At 38.0% G+C, this 16,412-nt stretch carries 14 protein-coding genes; 8 read left to right on the top strand and 6 right to left on the bottom strand.

Annotated features, from left to right (window positions below; all coding sequences use genetic code 11):
- Window positions 1-10 precede the first annotated feature (10 nt).
- The 4 genes from Q0N70_RS01865 to mnmA are packed head-to-tail and all read left to right on the top strand — an operon-like array spanning window position 11 to window position 3,547.
- Window positions 11-913, top strand: a complete 903-nt coding sequence (locus Q0N70_RS01865) for a hypothetical protein (protein ID WP_294012991.1) — start codon at window positions 11-13, stop codon at window positions 911-913.
- Complete coding sequence (locus Q0N70_RS01860; RefSeq protein ID WP_294012988.1) at window positions 897-1,484, top strand: YigZ family protein; 588 nt, start codon at window positions 897-899, stop codon at window positions 1,482-1,484. Before Q0N70_RS01865 ends, Q0N70_RS01860 begins: the two co-directional genes overlap by 17 nt.
- Window positions 1,475-2,272, top strand: coding sequence for a histidine phosphatase family protein (locus tag Q0N70_RS01855; protein ID WP_294012985.1), 798 nt, complete (start codon window positions 1,475-1,477; stop codon window positions 2,270-2,272). Before Q0N70_RS01860 ends, Q0N70_RS01855 begins: the two co-directional genes overlap by 10 nt.
- 54 nt (window positions 2,273-2,326) lie before the next feature.
- Window positions 2,327-3,547, top strand: a complete 1,221-nt coding sequence (gene mnmA / locus Q0N70_RS01850; protein ID WP_294012982.1) for a tRNA 2-thiouridine(34) synthase MnmA — start codon at window positions 2,327-2,329, stop codon at window positions 3,545-3,547.
- Here mnmA and Q0N70_RS01845 read toward each other — a convergent pair.
- Window positions 3,544-4,407, bottom strand: a complete 864-nt coding sequence (locus tag Q0N70_RS01845; RefSeq protein WP_294012979.1) for a M23 family metallopeptidase — start codon at window positions 4,405-4,407, stop codon at window positions 3,544-3,546. The two genes, mnmA and Q0N70_RS01845, sit on opposite strands and share 4 nt — an antisense overlap.
- A gap of 121 nt (window positions 4,408-4,528) precedes the next feature.
- Window positions 4,529-5,593, bottom strand: a complete 1,065-nt coding sequence (locus tag Q0N70_RS01840; protein ID WP_294012977.1) for a hypothetical protein — start codon at window positions 5,591-5,593, stop codon at window positions 4,529-4,531.
- 326 nt (window positions 5,594-5,919) lie between these two features.
- Between Q0N70_RS01840 and Q0N70_RS01835 the strand changes: the two genes are divergently transcribed.
- The 4 genes from Q0N70_RS01835 to Q0N70_RS01820 all read left to right on the top strand — a co-directional run bounded on the left by Q0N70_RS01835 (window position 5,920) and on the right by Q0N70_RS01820 (window position 10,066).
- Window positions 5,920-6,135, top strand: a complete 216-nt coding sequence (locus Q0N70_RS01835) for a hypothetical protein (RefSeq protein ID WP_294012973.1) — start codon at window positions 5,920-5,922, stop codon at window positions 6,133-6,135.
- A 137-nt stretch (window positions 6,136-6,272) separates the two neighbouring features.
- Window positions 6,273-7,418, top strand: a complete 1,146-nt coding sequence (locus tag Q0N70_RS01830) for a hypothetical protein (protein ID WP_294012970.1) — start codon at window positions 6,273-6,275, stop codon at window positions 7,416-7,418.
- 293 nt (window positions 7,419-7,711) lie between these two features.
- On the top strand, window positions 7,712-9,166 hold the full coding sequence (locus tag Q0N70_RS01825; protein WP_013700630.1) for a glycine--tRNA ligase: 1,455 nt from the start codon (window positions 7,712-7,714) through the stop codon (window positions 9,164-9,166).
- A 117-nt stretch (window positions 9,167-9,283) separates the two neighbouring features.
- Window positions 9,284-10,066, top strand: coding sequence for an aldo/keto reductase (locus tag Q0N70_RS01820; protein WP_294012966.1), 783 nt, complete (start codon window positions 9,284-9,286; stop codon window positions 10,064-10,066).
- Between the two features lie 238 nt (window positions 10,067-10,304).
- Here Q0N70_RS01820 and Q0N70_RS01815 read toward each other — a convergent pair whose 3' ends face one another.
- The 4 genes from Q0N70_RS01815 to lepB form a co-directional block, all read right to left on the bottom strand.
- On the bottom strand, window positions 10,305-11,783 hold the full coding sequence (locus Q0N70_RS01815) for an HD-GYP domain-containing protein (RefSeq protein WP_294012964.1): 1,479 nt from the start codon (window positions 11,781-11,783) through the stop codon (window positions 10,305-10,307).
- Window positions 11,784-12,182: 399 nt separating this feature from the next.
- A complete protein-coding gene (locus tag Q0N70_RS01810) occupies window positions 12,183-14,000 on the bottom strand; it encodes a 6-hydroxymethylpterin diphosphokinase MptE-like protein (RefSeq protein WP_294012962.1) in 1,818 nt (605 codons plus the stop codon).
- Window positions 13,981-15,855: a penicillin-binding protein gene (locus Q0N70_RS01805; protein WP_013700633.1), complete on the bottom strand. Its 1,875-nt coding sequence runs from the start codon at window positions 15,853-15,855 to the stop codon at window positions 13,981-13,983. The genes Q0N70_RS01810 and Q0N70_RS01805 overlap by 20 nt, the downstream gene beginning before the upstream one ends.
- Window positions 15,852-16,361 (bottom strand): signal peptidase I, encoded by a 510-nt coding sequence (gene lepB / locus Q0N70_RS01800; protein ID WP_013700634.1) that lies wholly within the window; start codon window positions 16,359-16,361, stop codon window positions 15,852-15,854. Before lepB ends, Q0N70_RS01805 begins: the two co-directional genes overlap by 4 nt.
- Window positions 16,362-16,412 lie beyond the last annotated feature (51 nt).

Here is a 16,412-nt window from a genome sequence, read left to right as displayed (position 1 = left end):
GAACAAAAAATTGGATAAGGAAAAATTAAAAAATCCTGAGTATAAAAGAATGTATCAGGTTTTAAGGGAGCGGCTGGCAAAAAATATTGCGCGTTCAGTTTTGCTGCTTTTGCTTTTTAATGTAATGCTGTCTTTTTTGCTTACAAGCGGATTTTCTCCTGCGATGCTTTTTAACGGTTCTGCTGCCGGATATGCAATTTCGTTTGTGTTTACTTCGCTGATACTTATTGTTGTTTTTACGCTTGCTTATGGAATTGTCGCTGACTTTACAAATGTTGTTCTTGGCAAGAAAAATTCTCCAGGCGGAATCTTCTGCGGATTTTTTGAAAAGTCAAAACGTATATTTTATTCTTCAGTTTTTTTTACGCTTGTTGTAATTTTTGTTGCATCTGTTTCTGCCGCACTAGTTTTTGTTTTTAAAGAGAAAATTATTTCCTGTTCAAGTTTTTTTGCTCAGGCATTTTCAAATGAAAATTTAAATCAGCTTGATTTTGAAAAAATTGCAAAGGCTTTTACGCTCGCTCTTTTTTACACGGGAATTTTCTTTTTGGTTTTTGTATTTTGTTTTCTTCCATTTATTTTTGTTTGGAATGCGCTTCTTGAAAATAAAAAAATCAGTTTGAAAACTGCAATTGAAAAAAGCCTTTTCATTGTCCGTGGAAGATATTTTCATTATTTAGGATTTGTGATTTTTGTCTGTCTGAAAAATTTTGCGGTTTTATTTGTTGCGGTTTTCCTTAATGCAATTCTCTCTGGAAAGAATAATTTCATTTCTCTTTTGCTCGGATTTTACGCATTCCTTCAGTATTACACAATTCTTGCAAAAATTTATTATTGTATTCCAATTTACTATTTTTCATTTTTGAGCGTTAACGGAATGATTGGCGGAGATAAAAATGAAGGTTCTTCTTGAAGAATCAAAAGCTGAGCTTGTCATAAAAAATTCCCGTTTTATTTCAGAAGTTTTTCCAGTTGAAACTCAAGCGCGGGCAAGGGAAAAACTTCACGAAGTTAAGCAAAAATATTTTGATGCGACTCACGTGGTTCACGCTTTTTCTGTTGGCTTAAAATCTGAAACTTTTGGCATGAGCGATGATGGCGAGCCAAGCGGAACTGCAGGGCGTCCTGTTCTTGATGTTTTAAAAGGAAGCGGAATTACAAATATTTTGCTTACGGTAACTAGATATTTTGGCGGGACACTTTTAGGAACAGGCGGACTTGTCCATGCGTACAGTGAAAGCGCAAAGCAAGTTCTTTCTATTTGCAAGGCGGAATCTTATGTTGAAAAATCTTCATTTTCGTTTTCATGCGGCTACGATTTGTATCAGACTATAAAACATTTATTTGAAGGCTTTAACATTTCAAATCTGACTGAAAATTTTGGAACAGATATTTCAATTCAAGGTGAAATCTTTTTATCCGAAAAAAATACATTTCTTGAGCAAATAAAAAATATTTCAAAAGGAACAATAAAATGCATTTGATTTTTATTCGTCATGGAGATCCGGATTATTCAATCGATTCTGTTACAGAAAAAGGGAAACGTGAAATAGAACTTTTAGGCAAGCGCATTTCAAAACTGAATGCGACAGAATTTTTTGTTTCTCCGATGGGACGCGCTCAGGCTACAGCAAAAGCCTGCTTGGAAAATATTCAGGCGGATTTTTCAAAGCCTCCGATGAAAGTTTCAACGTTGCCTTGGCTTAGAGAATTCAGCTACGACATAAAAGATTTTAAAACTGGAAAAAACAGAATTGCATGGGACTGGCTTCCGCGTGATTATTTCGGCGAAAAAAAATACAAAGACGTTCAAAAGTTTTTCCAGACGAAATCAATGAAAAGCGGAAACATAGAATTTCATTACAAGGAAGTTTGCCGCGGACTTGATGAAATTTTAGCATCTTATGATTACAACCGCATTGATTCAAAAATTCCTTTGTACAATTGTTTGCCGCATATTTCAAAAGAAGAATTTTTGATTGATACGCATCTTGAGCCTGAACAAAAAGATTTGGATGAAAAAAATCTTGTTTTTGTCTGTCATTTGGGCGTGATGTTCGTTATGCTGAGCCATCTTACGGGCATTAGTCCTGTTCAGCTTTGGCAGGGATTTTTTGTTGCTCCAAGTTCAGTTACAATTGTTGGCGCAGAAGAAAGAGTCCCTGGCGAAGTTGTTTTTAGAATTCAGCAGATGGGAGACGTAAGCCATTTAATCGGCGGAAATGAAAAAGTTTCTGCGTCCGGATTTTTTGGAAACTGTCTTTCTATTTAAATTTTTATTTTGGGAAAAATTGAATTTTTCATTGATTCTATTTATACTTGCCTTATGAATTATAATTCAATGACTTATGAAGAACTTGAACTTCCGAAGAAAGGCGACAGAGTTGTTGTTGGACTTTCTGGCGGTGTTGATTCTACAATGACCGCAATGCTTTTAAAAGAAAAGGGCTGCGATGTAACTTGCGTAACAATGTCTTTGTGGCAAGAAGCGGATTTAAATCTTCCCGATGATTATAAAATTCCAGACAGCTGCTACAGTCCCAAGGAAGTTGAAGATATAGAAGAAAATAAAAAGTTTTGCGCTGAACAAAACATTCCGTATGTTGTTGTTGATGTAAAAGAAAAATATCAGCAGGAAGTAATAGAATATTTTAAGCGTGAATACAGAAACGGCCGCACGCCGAACCCGTGCATAAGATGCAACCGCTTTATAAAATTTGGCGCAATGCTTTCCGGCTTAAAAGACTTGGGAATTGAATACGATTATTTTTGTACAGGACATTATGCAAAAGCCGTGCGCGGAACAGAACCGCTTTTTTCACTTTATGGAGAAAACGCTTCAAAAGATGAAAGGGGAAAATGCCGTCCAGTTCAAATTCACACTGCGCTTGATATTACAAAAGACCAAGCTTATTTTTTGTACAGAATCCCGAGTGCGATTTTAGAGAAAGTCAGGTTTCCGCTTGCAAGTTTCAGCAAAAAAGAAGTTTTTAAAATGGCTCGTGAACGCGGATTAAAGGCTGCTGAAAAAGAAGAAAGCCAGGATTTTATTCCAGCTCCGATGCTTGAATATATGTTCAAGGACAAGCCTTCTGTGCCAGGAGATTTTATTGATTTGGACGGAAAAGTTCTTGGCCGCCATAAGGGAATTGAGCATTATACAATCGGACAGAGAAGGGGACTTGGAGTGAGCGCGCCGTATCCACTTTACGTTGCTGAAATTGACAGGGAAAAGAATCTGGTGGTTCTTGGAAAAGACAGCGACTTGTTTTGTTCAGGGCTTATTGCGGACGATTTAGTTTGGCCTGCAGACTACGATCCTTGCTGCGAATTTGATGCAATGGTAAAAATCCGTCTTGCTTCAAAACCTGTAAAAGCTCATGTTGCGCCGTACCAGCCAATGGAAAATGAAGAGTTTTGCGGAAAAGCTTACAAGGTTGTGTTTGATGAACCGCAGAGGGCAGTTGCGCCAGGCCAGTCCGTTGTTTTTTATAAAGACGGAATAACACTTGGCGGCGGAATTATTTCAAAAGCAATCAAAGCCTAGTAAATGTCCAGTTTGTAGGAAATTGTTGAAGCTGAATTTAAAATGTTGACAATTGTAATTGTCAGTGTTGAAGAGCCTTTGTTCAGCTGAACAATTCCTGCCAGCTGCTTTGTGCTGTCTGGATAAATTTCTTTAACGCTGTAATGCTCGTTTCCTTTTACGCAAAGTTTTCCGTTGCTTTCTTTTAAAACATCGTAGGAAATATTTTCTACAGTCGCTCCGTTTACCGCTGTGATTGTTTTATATGGAACTGCAACATTTTGACGGGTTCTGTAAACATAATATTTTCCTGCTGGCAGTCTTCGTTCATTCAAAAGATTGTGCGAGACTCCGTTTTTGTCTGTTAAAGTTATTGTTCCCATTGTGAGCGGAAGCTCTCTTCCTGCACGCGGCATAAGAATTCTTGGGTTTACAGCGGAATTATTTTTTGAATCAAAGACTTTGAATTCCAAGCAGCTTTGTCCTTCCTGCCAGCCTGTGTTTCCGCTTGTTCCAAGATATTCGCCAGATTCAACAAACTGCTTTTCTTCTAATTCTTTTGAAATTGTGCTGTCGTCAAGATTTGCGTAAACTGTAGAAAGCCCGTCTTCGTGCGAAACAATCACGGAAGTTCCCAATGCGGATTCAAACCAGCCAAAGTCGTCGCTGTGGTCTGAAATTATGGCGGTTATTCTTCCCTTGTCTGCCGCCTTGACTTCGGAAGGATCTTTAAAAATCAACGATGAATTTATCGTGCCCCCGCGAAGCTGCCCAAAATATGAATAGAACGAATCTGCCTGAGTTTCTTTTTGCGGCCAGTCGAATGAAAATCCGCAGAAACCAAAAAATGCGCAGACCAAAGTTAAAATTATTTTTTTCATTTTTTTCTCCGCAAGAAATATTTAAGTTCAATTTCAAGCTTTTGTAATTTTATGTCATTATCAATCTATTGAAATTTTATAACAGATTCCTTTGTCGTAGCACAGGAATGACAAAAAACTTCTATTTTTTTGAAATTGAAATTTTTGAAATCTTTGTGTTTCTTCCAATGAAAAGTGAATTTTCATAAGTCTGAATAAACGAGCATTCGCCTTCAAAGCTGAACGATGCCATTGGATAAACAAAAGATTCAAGAATTGTTACTGTATATTTTTTTCCGTCTTTGCTAAGAACAAAAACAAGCTCGTTGTTGTCAGAAAATTCTATCTGGGAAATTTTTCCTTTAATTGGAATTTTTTTGCTTGTGGATTTTTTTGAGTTGACGATTCCAAGAAAATCTTTTCCGTTGAAATAAACGTAATCAGAATTGTTGTTGAACTTTACAAGCGTCTGGCGGGAAAGGGAATTCTCAAGATACTCATGGTAAATTACTTTTGAATGTCCGCCGTTTTTTTCTGCAACAATAAATCTTTGCTGGTCTTGCCCTGAAACACAGGCGATTTTGTTTCCGTCTTCGGAAATTGCAACGCCAAGAATTACATCGCAATTGCTTCCGCCCGGCGCAAACTTCTGGTCAATTTTTCCGTCCGGCAAAAAAGAAATAACAGTTCCGTCTGCATATCCTGCGGCAGTTCCGTTTTTGCTCGATGAAAAGGCTGTGATTGGCGAATAATGCTCGTAGTTCCATTCGCGTTTTCCTTCCGAATCGCATTTTACAAAAGAAGTTCCGCCCGGCTGCATTACAAAAATTCTGTCTTGATCAAAAAACGGAAATCCAGCTTCGTTGATTGTTCCTGCCAAAGTTCCGTCTGCGAAAAAAAAGTCAGTCTTCGTGCCGCTTGCCCCGAATGTTGCGTACCATTTTTCTGAAATTGCCGACTTGAAAGGAAATGTTATTGATGAAACAATTTTTCCGTCAGTTGTAAAATATCCTATGTTTTGTGAAAGCTTAAATGGAATTTTTTTTGCGTCATTTGAATTTTCTTGAATATGTGAAATGTCCTCTGTCCATTCCGGCGTAAAATGAATTTCCGAACCCATTGGCTGCACTGAAAAAATAATGTACAAGGCGCAAAATATAACAGCTATAGGAACAAGCAGATTCTTTTTTTTCTTATTAAAATTCATAATAGGCTATTTTATAGAAAGCAATGATAATTTTCAATGCCATTAGAATTTTGCAAATAAGCCGATTTATTTATAAACAGATTGCGCAATAAAAAAGTTAAAAAAAATGCCCTCCAATGCTGACAAATAGAATATTTTGAATCATAATTATAATAGACTGTTGCTTTACGGTGCAGATACTCCGGTCAAGCCGGAGTATGACATAGTGGCAAGCCCGAAGATGACAAAGAACAACTGCCATTACCGTGCAAAAATGAAATGTCATTACCGGGCTTGACCCGGTAATCCATGTGCAGTTTTTATAAACAAATTAAGGAGGAATCTTTATGAAAAAGCTAATTTTTTCTATTTTACCAGCATTTTTATTCGCATTCATTTCGTGCATGAATATGAGTTCGGGCTCTGGCGAAAACGGCTCTGTGCGTGTCGTTCTGCCCGGAAGTTCTCGCGCCGCCTACAATAAAGACAATGCAGACAAATTCACTGTGCGCCTTTATAATGATGATTTTGACAAAACAGAAGAAGGTTCTCTGGGGGGGTAATAGAGTTTGGCGACCTGGAGCCTGGAAAATACACTGCAGAAGCTGAAGCTTGGAACACAGCTGAAAACCTTCTTGAAGGAAGCGGAAGTGCAAAAATTACTGTAAAAGCCGGCGAAACTACAGACTGCAACATCAAAATGATTCTTGAGGGCATTTTCTATTCAAAGTATATGCTTCTTCCTGATTATTCCGGCAATATGTATGCCTACGACTATTTAACTTGCACTGAGAAGAAAACATGGTCTACTGATTCTATTTCTCCTCAATATTCCTATTTTGCAGAAGGCAATGATGGAAGCATTTATTATACGAAACTTGACCAATCCACTAGTAACTACAAAATATATAACTACAACTTTACAACTAATAACGAAGGAATAAAATTTACTATTACTAAAACAAATACAGGATTTTTTGACGGTTGCTATGACAGCACAACAGATATTTATTGGCTTATTCGTAATACAGACGGTGGTAATCTATATTTATACAAAAAAAATGCAGAAGGCGCTTCTGAAGAAGAATATAACACAGGAATTACCCAGAATAGTTTTGGAAATTGCGCAGTTAGAGGTGAAAATCTTTATTATTCATTTGATAATTCAATTGAATATGCGACATTCGACTACGCGAGTGGAACAACCGAAGTAAAAGCGAAAAAAACTTTAGCTGATTTTGGTGTTTCAGGCACAATAACAGACATGGCGGTTCTTGAAGACGGAACAGTGGCAGTCCTTGTGCGCTCTGTTGGCGTGGGTACTGAAACAGAAGGCTTTGGCAATATGTCGCTTAAAGATAAAGGCACTGTATACAGCCGCGGCGCGCTTGTTCTTTTGTCTTCGGACTTGTCAACTTATGAAGTTTATGGATGGAAAGATTCTTCAAGAGAAATAAGAGCAACTGGCAAAGATACTCAAACTGGCACTCTAACAGAGTGGACATCAATAACAGCATACATTCCAGAATATGAAGAGCGCAACTCGCACTTTTACGGACCGGTTAAAATTGTAGCAATCCGCCCTAAGGAGCTTGTGATTGCAGACTGCGGCGCAAACTTTGTCCTGCCGGATTATGACGGCAAAAAGAACGGCAAAAGGAACGGCAAAATGTACGCTCACAACAGGCTTATGACCGTAAACCTGCGCAACTTTGCCATAGGCTGCAAAAAAGAATTCAGTGAAAGCGAGCTAAAGTTCAAAGACCTGATGATCAGCGGTGGCAGCACAGACTCGTATACAATCCAAGCAAGCAGCAGTTACAATGCATGTGAAGGCGAAAAATAAAGCAACTATATTGCCTGAAAACTGTCATTCCCGCAGTTGATGTGGGAATCTGAAATAGATACTCCGGTCAAGCCGGAGTATGACATGGTGGCAAGCCTGAAGATGACATAAAAGATACCTTTACATTCTGTCATAAAAGCTGTTAGATTTTTCAAATTATCGCGGCAAGTATAACAGCGAATTTCCTTGTCCTGCTGAAAACCCTTGCGAATATAGGCAAAAATCAATTTATGTGTTAAAATCTGCAAATTGAATTTTATGCGGCACACACCAGTGTCGAAGATGAGGTTTTTATGGCAAAAGAAAAAGATGTGCATGCTTGCACTTTGGACAAAATCATCAGTCTTTGCAAGAGAAGAGGATTTGTTTATCAGGCTTCTGAAATTTATGGCGGAATGGCTGGCGCATGGGATTACGGTCCTCTTGGCGTTGAATTCAAGCGCAACATTCAGAACGAATGGTGGCATTATATGACTCAGCTTCATGATGATGTTGTTGGTCTTGATTCTGCGATTTTTCAGCATCACACAACTTGGGAAGCTTCCGGCCATGTAGGACATTTTTCTGATCCGATGATTGACTGTACAGAATGCAAGGCAAGATTCCGCGCTGATCAGCTTATTGAAGATTATTTTGACAAGACTGGCGAAACTCCTTCAAAGCCGGTTGATACAATGAGCCACGAAGAAATGAAGGCTTTTATTGATGAAAAAATCAACTGCCCGACTTGCGGAAAGCATTCTTGGACTGATGTGCGTGAATTTAACTTGATGTTCAAAACTCATCAGGGACCAGTTGCCACAGAAGCTTCTTTGGTTTATCTTCGCCCGGAAACTTGCCAGGGAATTTTTACAGACTTCAAGAATATCGTTCAGTCAAACAGAATGAAAATTCCGTTCGGAGTTGCCCAGGTTGGAAAGTCGTTCCGCAATGAAATTATCTTCAAGAATTTTATTTTCCGCACTTGCGAATTTGAGCAGATGGAAATGGAATATTTTTGCAAGCCGGGAACAGAAGATGAAACTTTTGCACGCTGGAGAAAAGACCGCTGGAATTTCTATTTGAAATACGGAATTGCAGAAGACCATCTTAACTGGCATCATCACGATAAGCTGGCTCACTACGCAAAGGACGCTTACGACATTCAGTACAAGTTCCCGATTGGCTTTGAGGAAATTGAAGGAATTCACAGCCGCACAGACTTTGACCTTTCGCAGCATGAGCAGTATTCAAAGAAAGATATGCACTATATCGATCAGGACGACGGAAACAAACGCTACATTCCTTACGTTGTTGAAACTTCCGCCGGACTTAACAGAAACTTCCTTATGTTCCTTTGCGAGGCTTACGAAGAGCAGAATGTTGCAAAAGAAGGCGAACCTGAAGACTTTAGAACAGTTCTTCATCTTGATCCTCGTCTTGCGCCTGTTACAGTTGCGGTTCTTCCTTTGATGAAAAAAGACGGACTTGCAGAAAAGGCAAAAGAAATTCAGCATATTCTAAAAGAAGATTTTGTTACTGATTACGATCAGAGCGGAACAATCGGAAAACGCTATAGACGCCAGGATGAAATTGGAACTCCATTCTGTGTTACAGTAGACCATGACACGCTTGATTCTTCCAGCGCGGATTTCAATACTGTTACAGTTCGCTTCCGTGATTCAATGGAGCAGAAAAGAGTTTCTCTTGACGATTTGATTCCTTTTATTCAGAAGGAAATAAAATCTTACGTTCCTGTAAAACGCTAACTGTTTAACTGTCATTTGTCATTGCCGGACTTGATTCGGTAATCTTATTTCAAATGACAGTTAGTAGTTGTATTGGCAAAATTCGTCATTAGACTTATTTAAGGCTGGTTGCAAGTTATGGAATACGTTGCTCTCGGAAAAACAAATCTTCTAGTTAGCCGCACTGCTTTTGGCGCGGAAAGCCTTGACTGCAAGGAAATCGAAAATTTCGGTGAAGATGCAGACGAAAAGGCTTGCGCTATTGTTCATCAGGCTTATGCTGGCGGAATGAATTTTTTTGACACATCGCATTCCAAGCCAGTCTGTGAAAAACGGCTGGGAGCTGCCTTGCATGGAATAAGGCATAATGTAATTCTTGCAACAAAAACTTCTGGCCAGGACTTGCATGAAATCCGCCGTGATTTGGATGAAAGCCTTATGTCGTTGGAAAGCGACACTCTTGATTTGTTTCAGCTTGAAAATCCGCTTATTGTTCCAAAGAAAAACGGCATGGACGGAATTTACAATGAGCTTTTGTCTTTAAAAGAAAAAGGAATTGTAAAGCACATTGGAATTGCAACGGAAAATTACGACATTGCAAAAGAAGCTATTGAAAGCGGACTTTATGAAGTTGTTCAGTTTCCGTTCAACATGATTTCTCCGGATTCAGTGAAGGCTCTTGTAAAATTGTGCCAGGAAAAAGAAGTCGGCTGCATTGCTTCACAGCCATTGAATGGCGGAGTTGTAAACGACATTCCTTTGGCTTTTGGCTTTTTGCATCAGTTTGAAAATGTTGTTCCTGTCTGGGGAACTCATACTCAGGAAGAGCTTCAGCAAATTCTTTTTTTTAACGACCATCCGCCAGTTGTTGACAAGTCATTTAAAGAAGAAGTACAAAAGGTTCAGAACTTTTTCAATTAACAAGTTAGAGCAATGTCATTATCGGGCTTGACCCTGCGATGTTTCTGAAATAAACTTGGTTAATAATTTGTTTTTTTTTGTCATTGCCGGACTCGATCCGGCAATCTAAAAATCTGCTAGATTTCCTAACCGAGTTTGCTAAGCAACCATCGCAGATCAAGTTGGAGAATGACAATTGACGTAGCATGAAAATGACAATTGTCGTGGCACAGGAATGACAGTATTAAATCAACTGATTTTACAAAGTGTCGCCAAGGGCTTTCCGCAAATCTGCGGACTCTTCTTTGTTCATTGTGCGCACAATTTTTATCGCATTGTCATCTGTCTGAATTCTTTTTGGCGTTCCGTCTGGATTTACGCTTCCCACAATTTGAACAATAGGATTTTTAGGGCTTGTTGGAGAAACATCAACAACTTGTCCGACTCTTCCATTTGAAAGAAAAACAAATGCTCCGATTGGGAAAAGCGAAATGCTGTACAACAGCGCTTTGATTACAGTTTCGTCATAAAGATGATTGCTGTTCTTTAGCATTTCAATCATGCCTTCGTAAGTTGTTCTTGCCTCTCTGAAATTTCTTGGAGCGGTGATTGCTTCAAATGAGCAAGCCACGCCGATTATTTTTCCGTAGAGCGAAATGTTGTTCTTTAAAAGATGCCGCGGATAGCCAGTTCCGTTTTCGCGTTCGTGGTGGTCTAAAACTCCCAGCTGAATTGTAAGCGGAAGCCCTGCGGTTCTCACAATATTATACCCGATTACAGTATGAGTTTGCATCTGCGCTTTTTCTGAATGGCTAAGCGGATTGTTGTTCATGTAAAGCTGAGGCGGAAGTCTTATCTGTCCTATTTCATGCAGAATGCTTGCGACTCCAAGTTCTATAAGTTTTTCATAAGGCATTTTTATTTGCAGTCCGATTATGATTGCAAAAATCGCAGTTCTAAGGCTGTGGCTTATTAAAAAGTTTTTATTTCTTGCTTCAAAGCTCGGTGAAATTCTAAGCAGGAATTTTTTATTTTCCCTTACAAAGTTGCAAAGCTCAAGCACTTTTCCGTTTAGCTCTGGCAATGAAATTATTTTTTGAGTCGCATATTTTGTGTAGACATAATTTATAAATTCCATAAATTTGTCGTAGGCGTTTTGTGATTCTAAAAGTTTTCTATTGTCTTCTTCTTTTGAAATAGAAGCCGGCTCGGAAGGGAAATTAAAAGGCTGCTGTGCTGTCTGCTGATTTGCGTTTGCAGAAAAATTTTGGTAAGCAGGTTGCACTTGCGCAGCTGGATTCTGAAAAACTGGCGTTGGGTTTTGCTGCTGAAAAATCTGCTGTGGCTGAACTTGCGGCTGGACTTTTTTTTCTGGCTCTGGAGTGTCTGAAGTAAATTCTGAAAGATCTACTTCTTCGCTTGTTTTAAATTTTTCAGGAATCTGTTCTTCTGGAACGGAATCTTCCTCATCTGTAAATTCAGAAAGATCTACTGATTCCGTTTCCCCAAGTGAAATTTTTTTGTGTTCTGTTTTTTCTGGATTTTTATCTTCTTCAATTTTGGAAAGAATTTTTTCATCTTCGCTGTAGACTTCAAGAAAGCCCCACTTTTTTAAACATGAAAGTACTTCTGGTGTTACTGCGCACGGTGGAGTTGCCAGCAAAAAAAGAGAGTCAAGCATTACATCTGAGTTGAAATGTGTGTCAGGTTTTATTTCTGCAACTTTGTATTTGACCATAATTCTTTCCTATTCATTTTATTATCGGCAGAATTTTAGAAAAGTTAATATATAGGGTATCTATAAAAACTCACTTTACAGTTCGCTTTTATAGATACCTGCAAGTTTTAATTCGTTATAATATCACGAATTAAAACATTGCATTCTCAGAGTTGCCTTTAAAAACTGAAGTTTTTAGAGGCTATTTATAAAAACTGGTCATGCAGTTTTATTTAAAAAAATGAAAAGACCAAAGGCAACTTCCTCTGATCTTTTCTCACGGAGATATTTAACATCTTTGTTTAGATGTATGTAAATTCTTTACAGGCGTCTGGATGTCCTCTAAGATTTCTCAAAGAACCGCCCGTAGTAAATTTCTATCACTGCACGTTTATATTATCGGTGAGGCTTGGAAAAACTTTAATTGGAATTAGGAAAAAATTTTTTATATAGGTTTATGGATTTTAAGAGTTCAGTGTAAATCAGATTTGAATAACGTATGCTGTAAAGTTTTTTTTCTGCTTCTGAATTATTTGGAATTTTTTCTGAAAGTGAATCGAGCTGTCTTTGCGTTGGAAATACAAGGGCTGCCGCATCTTTTGCGGAAGACGATGAGATTTTTTGATCTATTTCATTTAGCTTGCCAAAAACTTCTGGAATTGCAAGAGGAGAGCGGAGCGCTTTGTTGCAAAGATTGATTCCTCTTTTTGCAAAGGACTCAAGGATTTTTAAGTTTTCACCAAATTGACTTTTTTGCTGCTCAAAAGAAATTCCTTTTGAGTTTGACAGTTTTTTCTTATTCTCTTGGGCCTTTTCAAAAAATATTTTTTTTCTATCTTTTGCAATTGGCTTTAAAAGAAATTCTTCCAAGCTGAATTTTTCTATTCCATTTATTGCAAGGCTTTCTGGTGTAAGTGAAAAAGTTTTTATTCCTTGAGCAGATGCGCTTGTGCAATTTTTTTCAAACCACCATGAAAAAAGCTGCATTTTTTTATCTGTTAGAATTTCGTTTCCGTTGTAGTCTTTTGCGTAAAATGGCGCGGCGGAAAACAAAGTTTGAATATTTTTTGTTTCAGCTGTTTTTGTGCGAATACTTTCGTAATGAATTTTTTCTTCAAACTTTGAGCCTCTAATGTGAGTTTCTTTGTTTGGAAATCCTAAGTCCATTCCTGCTAAATAAATTTCAGAAGCTCCACACATTCTTGCAAAGTCCCATGCAGTTGTTGTTACGCTTCCTCCAGCCGCAAGCAAGCCTTTTTCTCCAATGTTCTTTTCAAAAAATTTTCCGATTGGAAACATCGAAGAAAACAAGACAATTTCTTTGCACTGAAACCTGAACACGGAAGGGTAAACTGCGATTTCTGTAACAAGAATAGATTCAGGTGATTTTAAAAATTCAAGATGAAGAGAGCAGTAATACTGCGGGTCGGCAAGAATTATAAAATCCGGCTCAACATTAAATTCCAAGCACGAATGAAGAGCCGTGTCTACGCAAACAATTATTGCTCTTTCTTTTATTTCGTTTAAATGCGGAAGAATTTTTTCTAGGCTAGGACCTGCCGCTATAATTACAAAAGGAATTCCGTTTGCTGTGTTTAAAAATTTATTTACTCCGTCCAGTTTTTCAATGTAGCCTAAATTTTTGCAGCTGTTGCTTAGCCAAAGCCTTGAAAATTTTTCGAGAGTGTTTGTGTTGACTTCTTCCTTTTGCTTGTTCTGAAATATTATGTTTTCAACTGAATCAAAATATTCTTGATTGTGTGCTGTATGAGATTTGGTTTTAAAAATATGAGTTTTAGAATATGAGCAATTTGAAATTAATGCGGCGGTTTGTTCAAGTGAAGCTCCAATTATGAATATCAGTTTTTTATGCTCAAAAACTGGCGACCAGTCTATTGCGTTTAATGCGGAAAAAAAAGATGCAGTGTCTTCTTCAATGATAATCAAAGTTGGCTCTGGAATTTTTTTTGCAAACTCTACAGGTCCGTAGCCTAAGCCAAACCCAAGAAAAATCGCAGTGTCTTTTTTTTCTGAGTCAAAACTATTTACAAGACTGCCAGCTTCTTTTTCTGGATTATATTTTGAATGAAGCAAAAGATTTTTTCTTTTTGCAGTAAGGCTTCCGTTTTTTGCAGTTTCAAATTCAATTTCATTTGAAAACTTAACTTCTAGTGAATTTGAAAGTTCCGGAAAACGCTCTTTAAACAAAGAATAATTTTTATTCCAAATCGAGTTCAATAGTCATATTCTCCGTTATTGGTGTTCCAGGCTCTGGGTTTTGATCGGCAACCCAGCCTTCGCCTTTTATTACAAAGTTTAAGTCATCTCTTGCCAAAAGCGGAATCAAATCTCTTTTTGGGCGTCCTGTAAAATCTGGCACGACTTTTCCAATTGAAAGCGGCAAATTTTCTTTTATTGTGATGCGGCCTGAATGTTCAAGGCTTGCGGCTCCTTCACGGTTTATTCCCAGATGATCGATTATTTCATCAGCGGCTTTTGCAATTACTGGAGCTACAATTCTTCCTGCGTAAGTTTCGCCTTTTGCTTTTTCAATAACGATGTACAAAACAATCTGCGGATTTTCGATTGGGAAAATTGCCATGCAGTTTGAAAGAAAGTCCGTATTGCTATATCCGCCGTTTACGGTATCTGCCATTTGCGCAGTTCCTGTTTTTACACCGATTGAAATGTCTCTTAACGAAGCTCTTGTTCCCGTTCCGCTTTTTGCAGTTGTTTCCATGCAGCTTAAAAGATAGTCCGCTGTTGAACTTTTTAAAACGCGGTTTCCGTAAGTCGGCTCATGCTCGTATTCAGTTTTTCCGTCTATGTCCGCTATTTTTTTTATAAATGTAAGTTTTATTTGAACGCCTTTGTTTGCAAGAACTGTTGCCGCCTGAACCATTTGCAGCGCGCTCACGCTTATTTCCTGGCCGATTGACATTGTGGGCTTGCTTCGTGCAGACCAGTATCTGTCGTTCTGATTTTTTACAGAGCCTCTTGTTTCTGACGGAAGCTCAACGCCAGTTCTTTCTCCAAATCCAAACCGCCTGATGTAAGACAAAAATTCTTCTGTTGTTATTTTTTCGCTCATCTGTGCCAGCGCATCATTGCATGAATATTTCAGCGCGCTTCTTGCGTTAAGCCAGCCGTGATGGTCAAGACAAGTTATTCTGATTGTTTCGCCTGCGGTAGTTTTTCTTTGATAAATTCCATCGCATAAAAAACTGTCATCAGCGGTAATTGATTTTGAATCAAGGAACGATGCCACTGAAAAAATTTTGAACACGCTTCCCGGCTCGTAAGCTGTAACAGATGCTCTGTCTGTCATTTCCTGTGTTGAAGCAGAAGTGTATTCATTTAAATTTGCGGATGGCAAGCTTATGTATGAGAGTATTTCTCCGTTTTTTGCATCTGCAGCAATCAGCATCAGACTTTCAGCTTGAGTTTCTTCCATTGATTGCTTTGCGATTTTTTCAAGTTTATACTGAAGCCCTGAGTCGATTGTTAAATAAACGTTGCTTCCGTGGATTGTTCCAGTTGCATCGGGATTTGGTTCTGGAGAAAGAATGTTTTGCTTGGAATATTCAATTCCGCTTAATCCAGTTCCGTCATCGCCCATGTAGCCTATTAGCTGGCTTGCCAAAGAATTTTCTGGATAAAGCCGGCCGGGAATTTTGTCAAAGCGGGTGAAGTTGTAGTAATTGTTTTCATCAATTATTTTTATAAGCTCGTCGTATTGTTCCTGGGAAATTTTTTTCTTGATATAAATGAAATTTGCGTTTTTTGCATTTTGAATTTTTTGTGTGATTTCTTGTATTCCCATGTTTAATGGAGAGCAAATTCTTTCAGCGAATTCATCTGGATATTTTATGAGTTTTGGAGTTACAACAAAGTGGTAGAAATTTGTCTGGACTGCGAGCGGTTTTCCGTTTCGGTCTGTGATTGAACCGCGCTCAATTGTTACTGGAGCTGTAATTGTTTTTTTCTGCGGATAAAAAGCCAGCTTTGCAAATTTCACATAAACATAAACTAGCCCGACTGCGCATATAAAAAAAATAAATCCAATGCGGAATTTATTAAAAAAAACACTCATTTAAAAATCACCTTGCCCAAAATATTTTTCTGTGCCACAAAGCCGTAAGTTCTTGAGTCAATTGAGTTTTCAAAATTATCTCCTATTGCAAGAATCATTCCTCGTGGAACACAAGGGCTGTTTTTTATCAGATTATACTGAAGTTCTGTAAGCGAGTAATTTTTTTCTCCTACGTGCAAAGTATATCCTGAATCTGATGAATATTCTAGGGAGTCGCCTTCTGTGGCAACACACCTTTTTACAACAAGACTGTTTTTATAAAAATAAATTACAATGTCTCCAGTTTTTGCATTTTTCCATCTGATTAAAGTTGAGTTGCCGAATGGATTTACGATTCCGTATGAAAGCTTGCAGGCTAAAATTTTTTCGTTGTTATGAATTGAAGGTTCCATTGAAATTCCTTGCACAGAAAGAATGTCAAAGGCGAAAATTTTTATTGCGGCTCCTATAAAAATTCCTGCGAGTATATATTTCCAAAAATTTGATTCTGGTGAGTTATTTTTCATTACTATATTCATCGTCAATAATTGCTAATATCAAAAACTTTTTTTGTCGAT

Origin of the sequence: uncultured Treponema sp., from assembly GCF_945873775.1 — a bacterium.
Classification (GTDB): Bacteria; Spirochaetota; Spirochaetia; order Treponematales; family Treponemataceae; genus Treponema_D.
Note: the sequence above shows the minus strand (reverse complement) of the source record. Positions and strands in the feature narration are given on the sequence as shown.

Bases quoted from the DNA above. Each gene is read 5' to 3' on its own strand.
- Q0N70_RS01805 (WP_013700633.1), bottom strand. From the start codon at position 15,855: ATGAGTGTTTTTTTTAATAAATTCCGCATTGGATTTATTTTTTTTATA.
- Q0N70_RS01860 (WP_294012988.1), top strand. From the start codon at position 897: ATGAAGGTTCTTCTTGAAGAATCAAAAGCTGAGCTTGTCATAAAAAAT.
- Q0N70_RS01835 (WP_294012973.1), top strand. From the start codon at position 5,920: ATGAAAAAGCTAATTTTTTCTATTTTACCAGCATTTTTATTCGCATTC.
- Q0N70_RS01815 (WP_294012964.1), bottom strand. From the start codon at position 11,783: ATGGTCAAATACAAAGTTGCAGAAATAAAACCTGACACACATTTCAAC.
- Q0N70_RS01845 (WP_294012979.1), bottom strand. From the start codon at position 4,407: ATGAAAAAAATAATTTTAACTTTGGTCTGCGCATTTTTTGGTTTCTGC.
- Q0N70_RS01820 (WP_294012966.1), top strand. From the start codon at position 9,284: ATGGAATACGTTGCTCTCGGAAAAACAAATCTTCTAGTTAGCCGCACT.
- lepB (WP_013700634.1), bottom strand. From the start codon at position 16,361: ATGAAAAATAACTCACCAGAATCAAATTTTTGGAAATATATACTCGCA.
- Q0N70_RS01855 (WP_294012985.1), top strand. From the start codon at position 1,475: ATGCATTTGATTTTTATTCGTCATGGAGATCCGGATTATTCAATCGAT.
- Q0N70_RS01825 (WP_013700630.1), top strand. From the start codon at position 7,712: ATGGCAAAAGAAAAAGATGTGCATGCTTGCACTTTGGACAAAATCATC.
- Q0N70_RS01840 (WP_294012977.1), bottom strand. From the start codon at position 5,593: ATGAATTTTAATAAGAAAAAAAAGAATCTGCTTGTTCCTATAGCTGTT.
- mnmA (WP_294012982.1), top strand. From the start codon at position 2,327: ATGAATTATAATTCAATGACTTATGAAGAACTTGAACTTCCGAAGAAA.
- Q0N70_RS01830 (WP_294012970.1), top strand. From the start codon at position 6,273: ATGATTCTTGAGGGCATTTTCTATTCAAAGTATATGCTTCTTCCTGAT.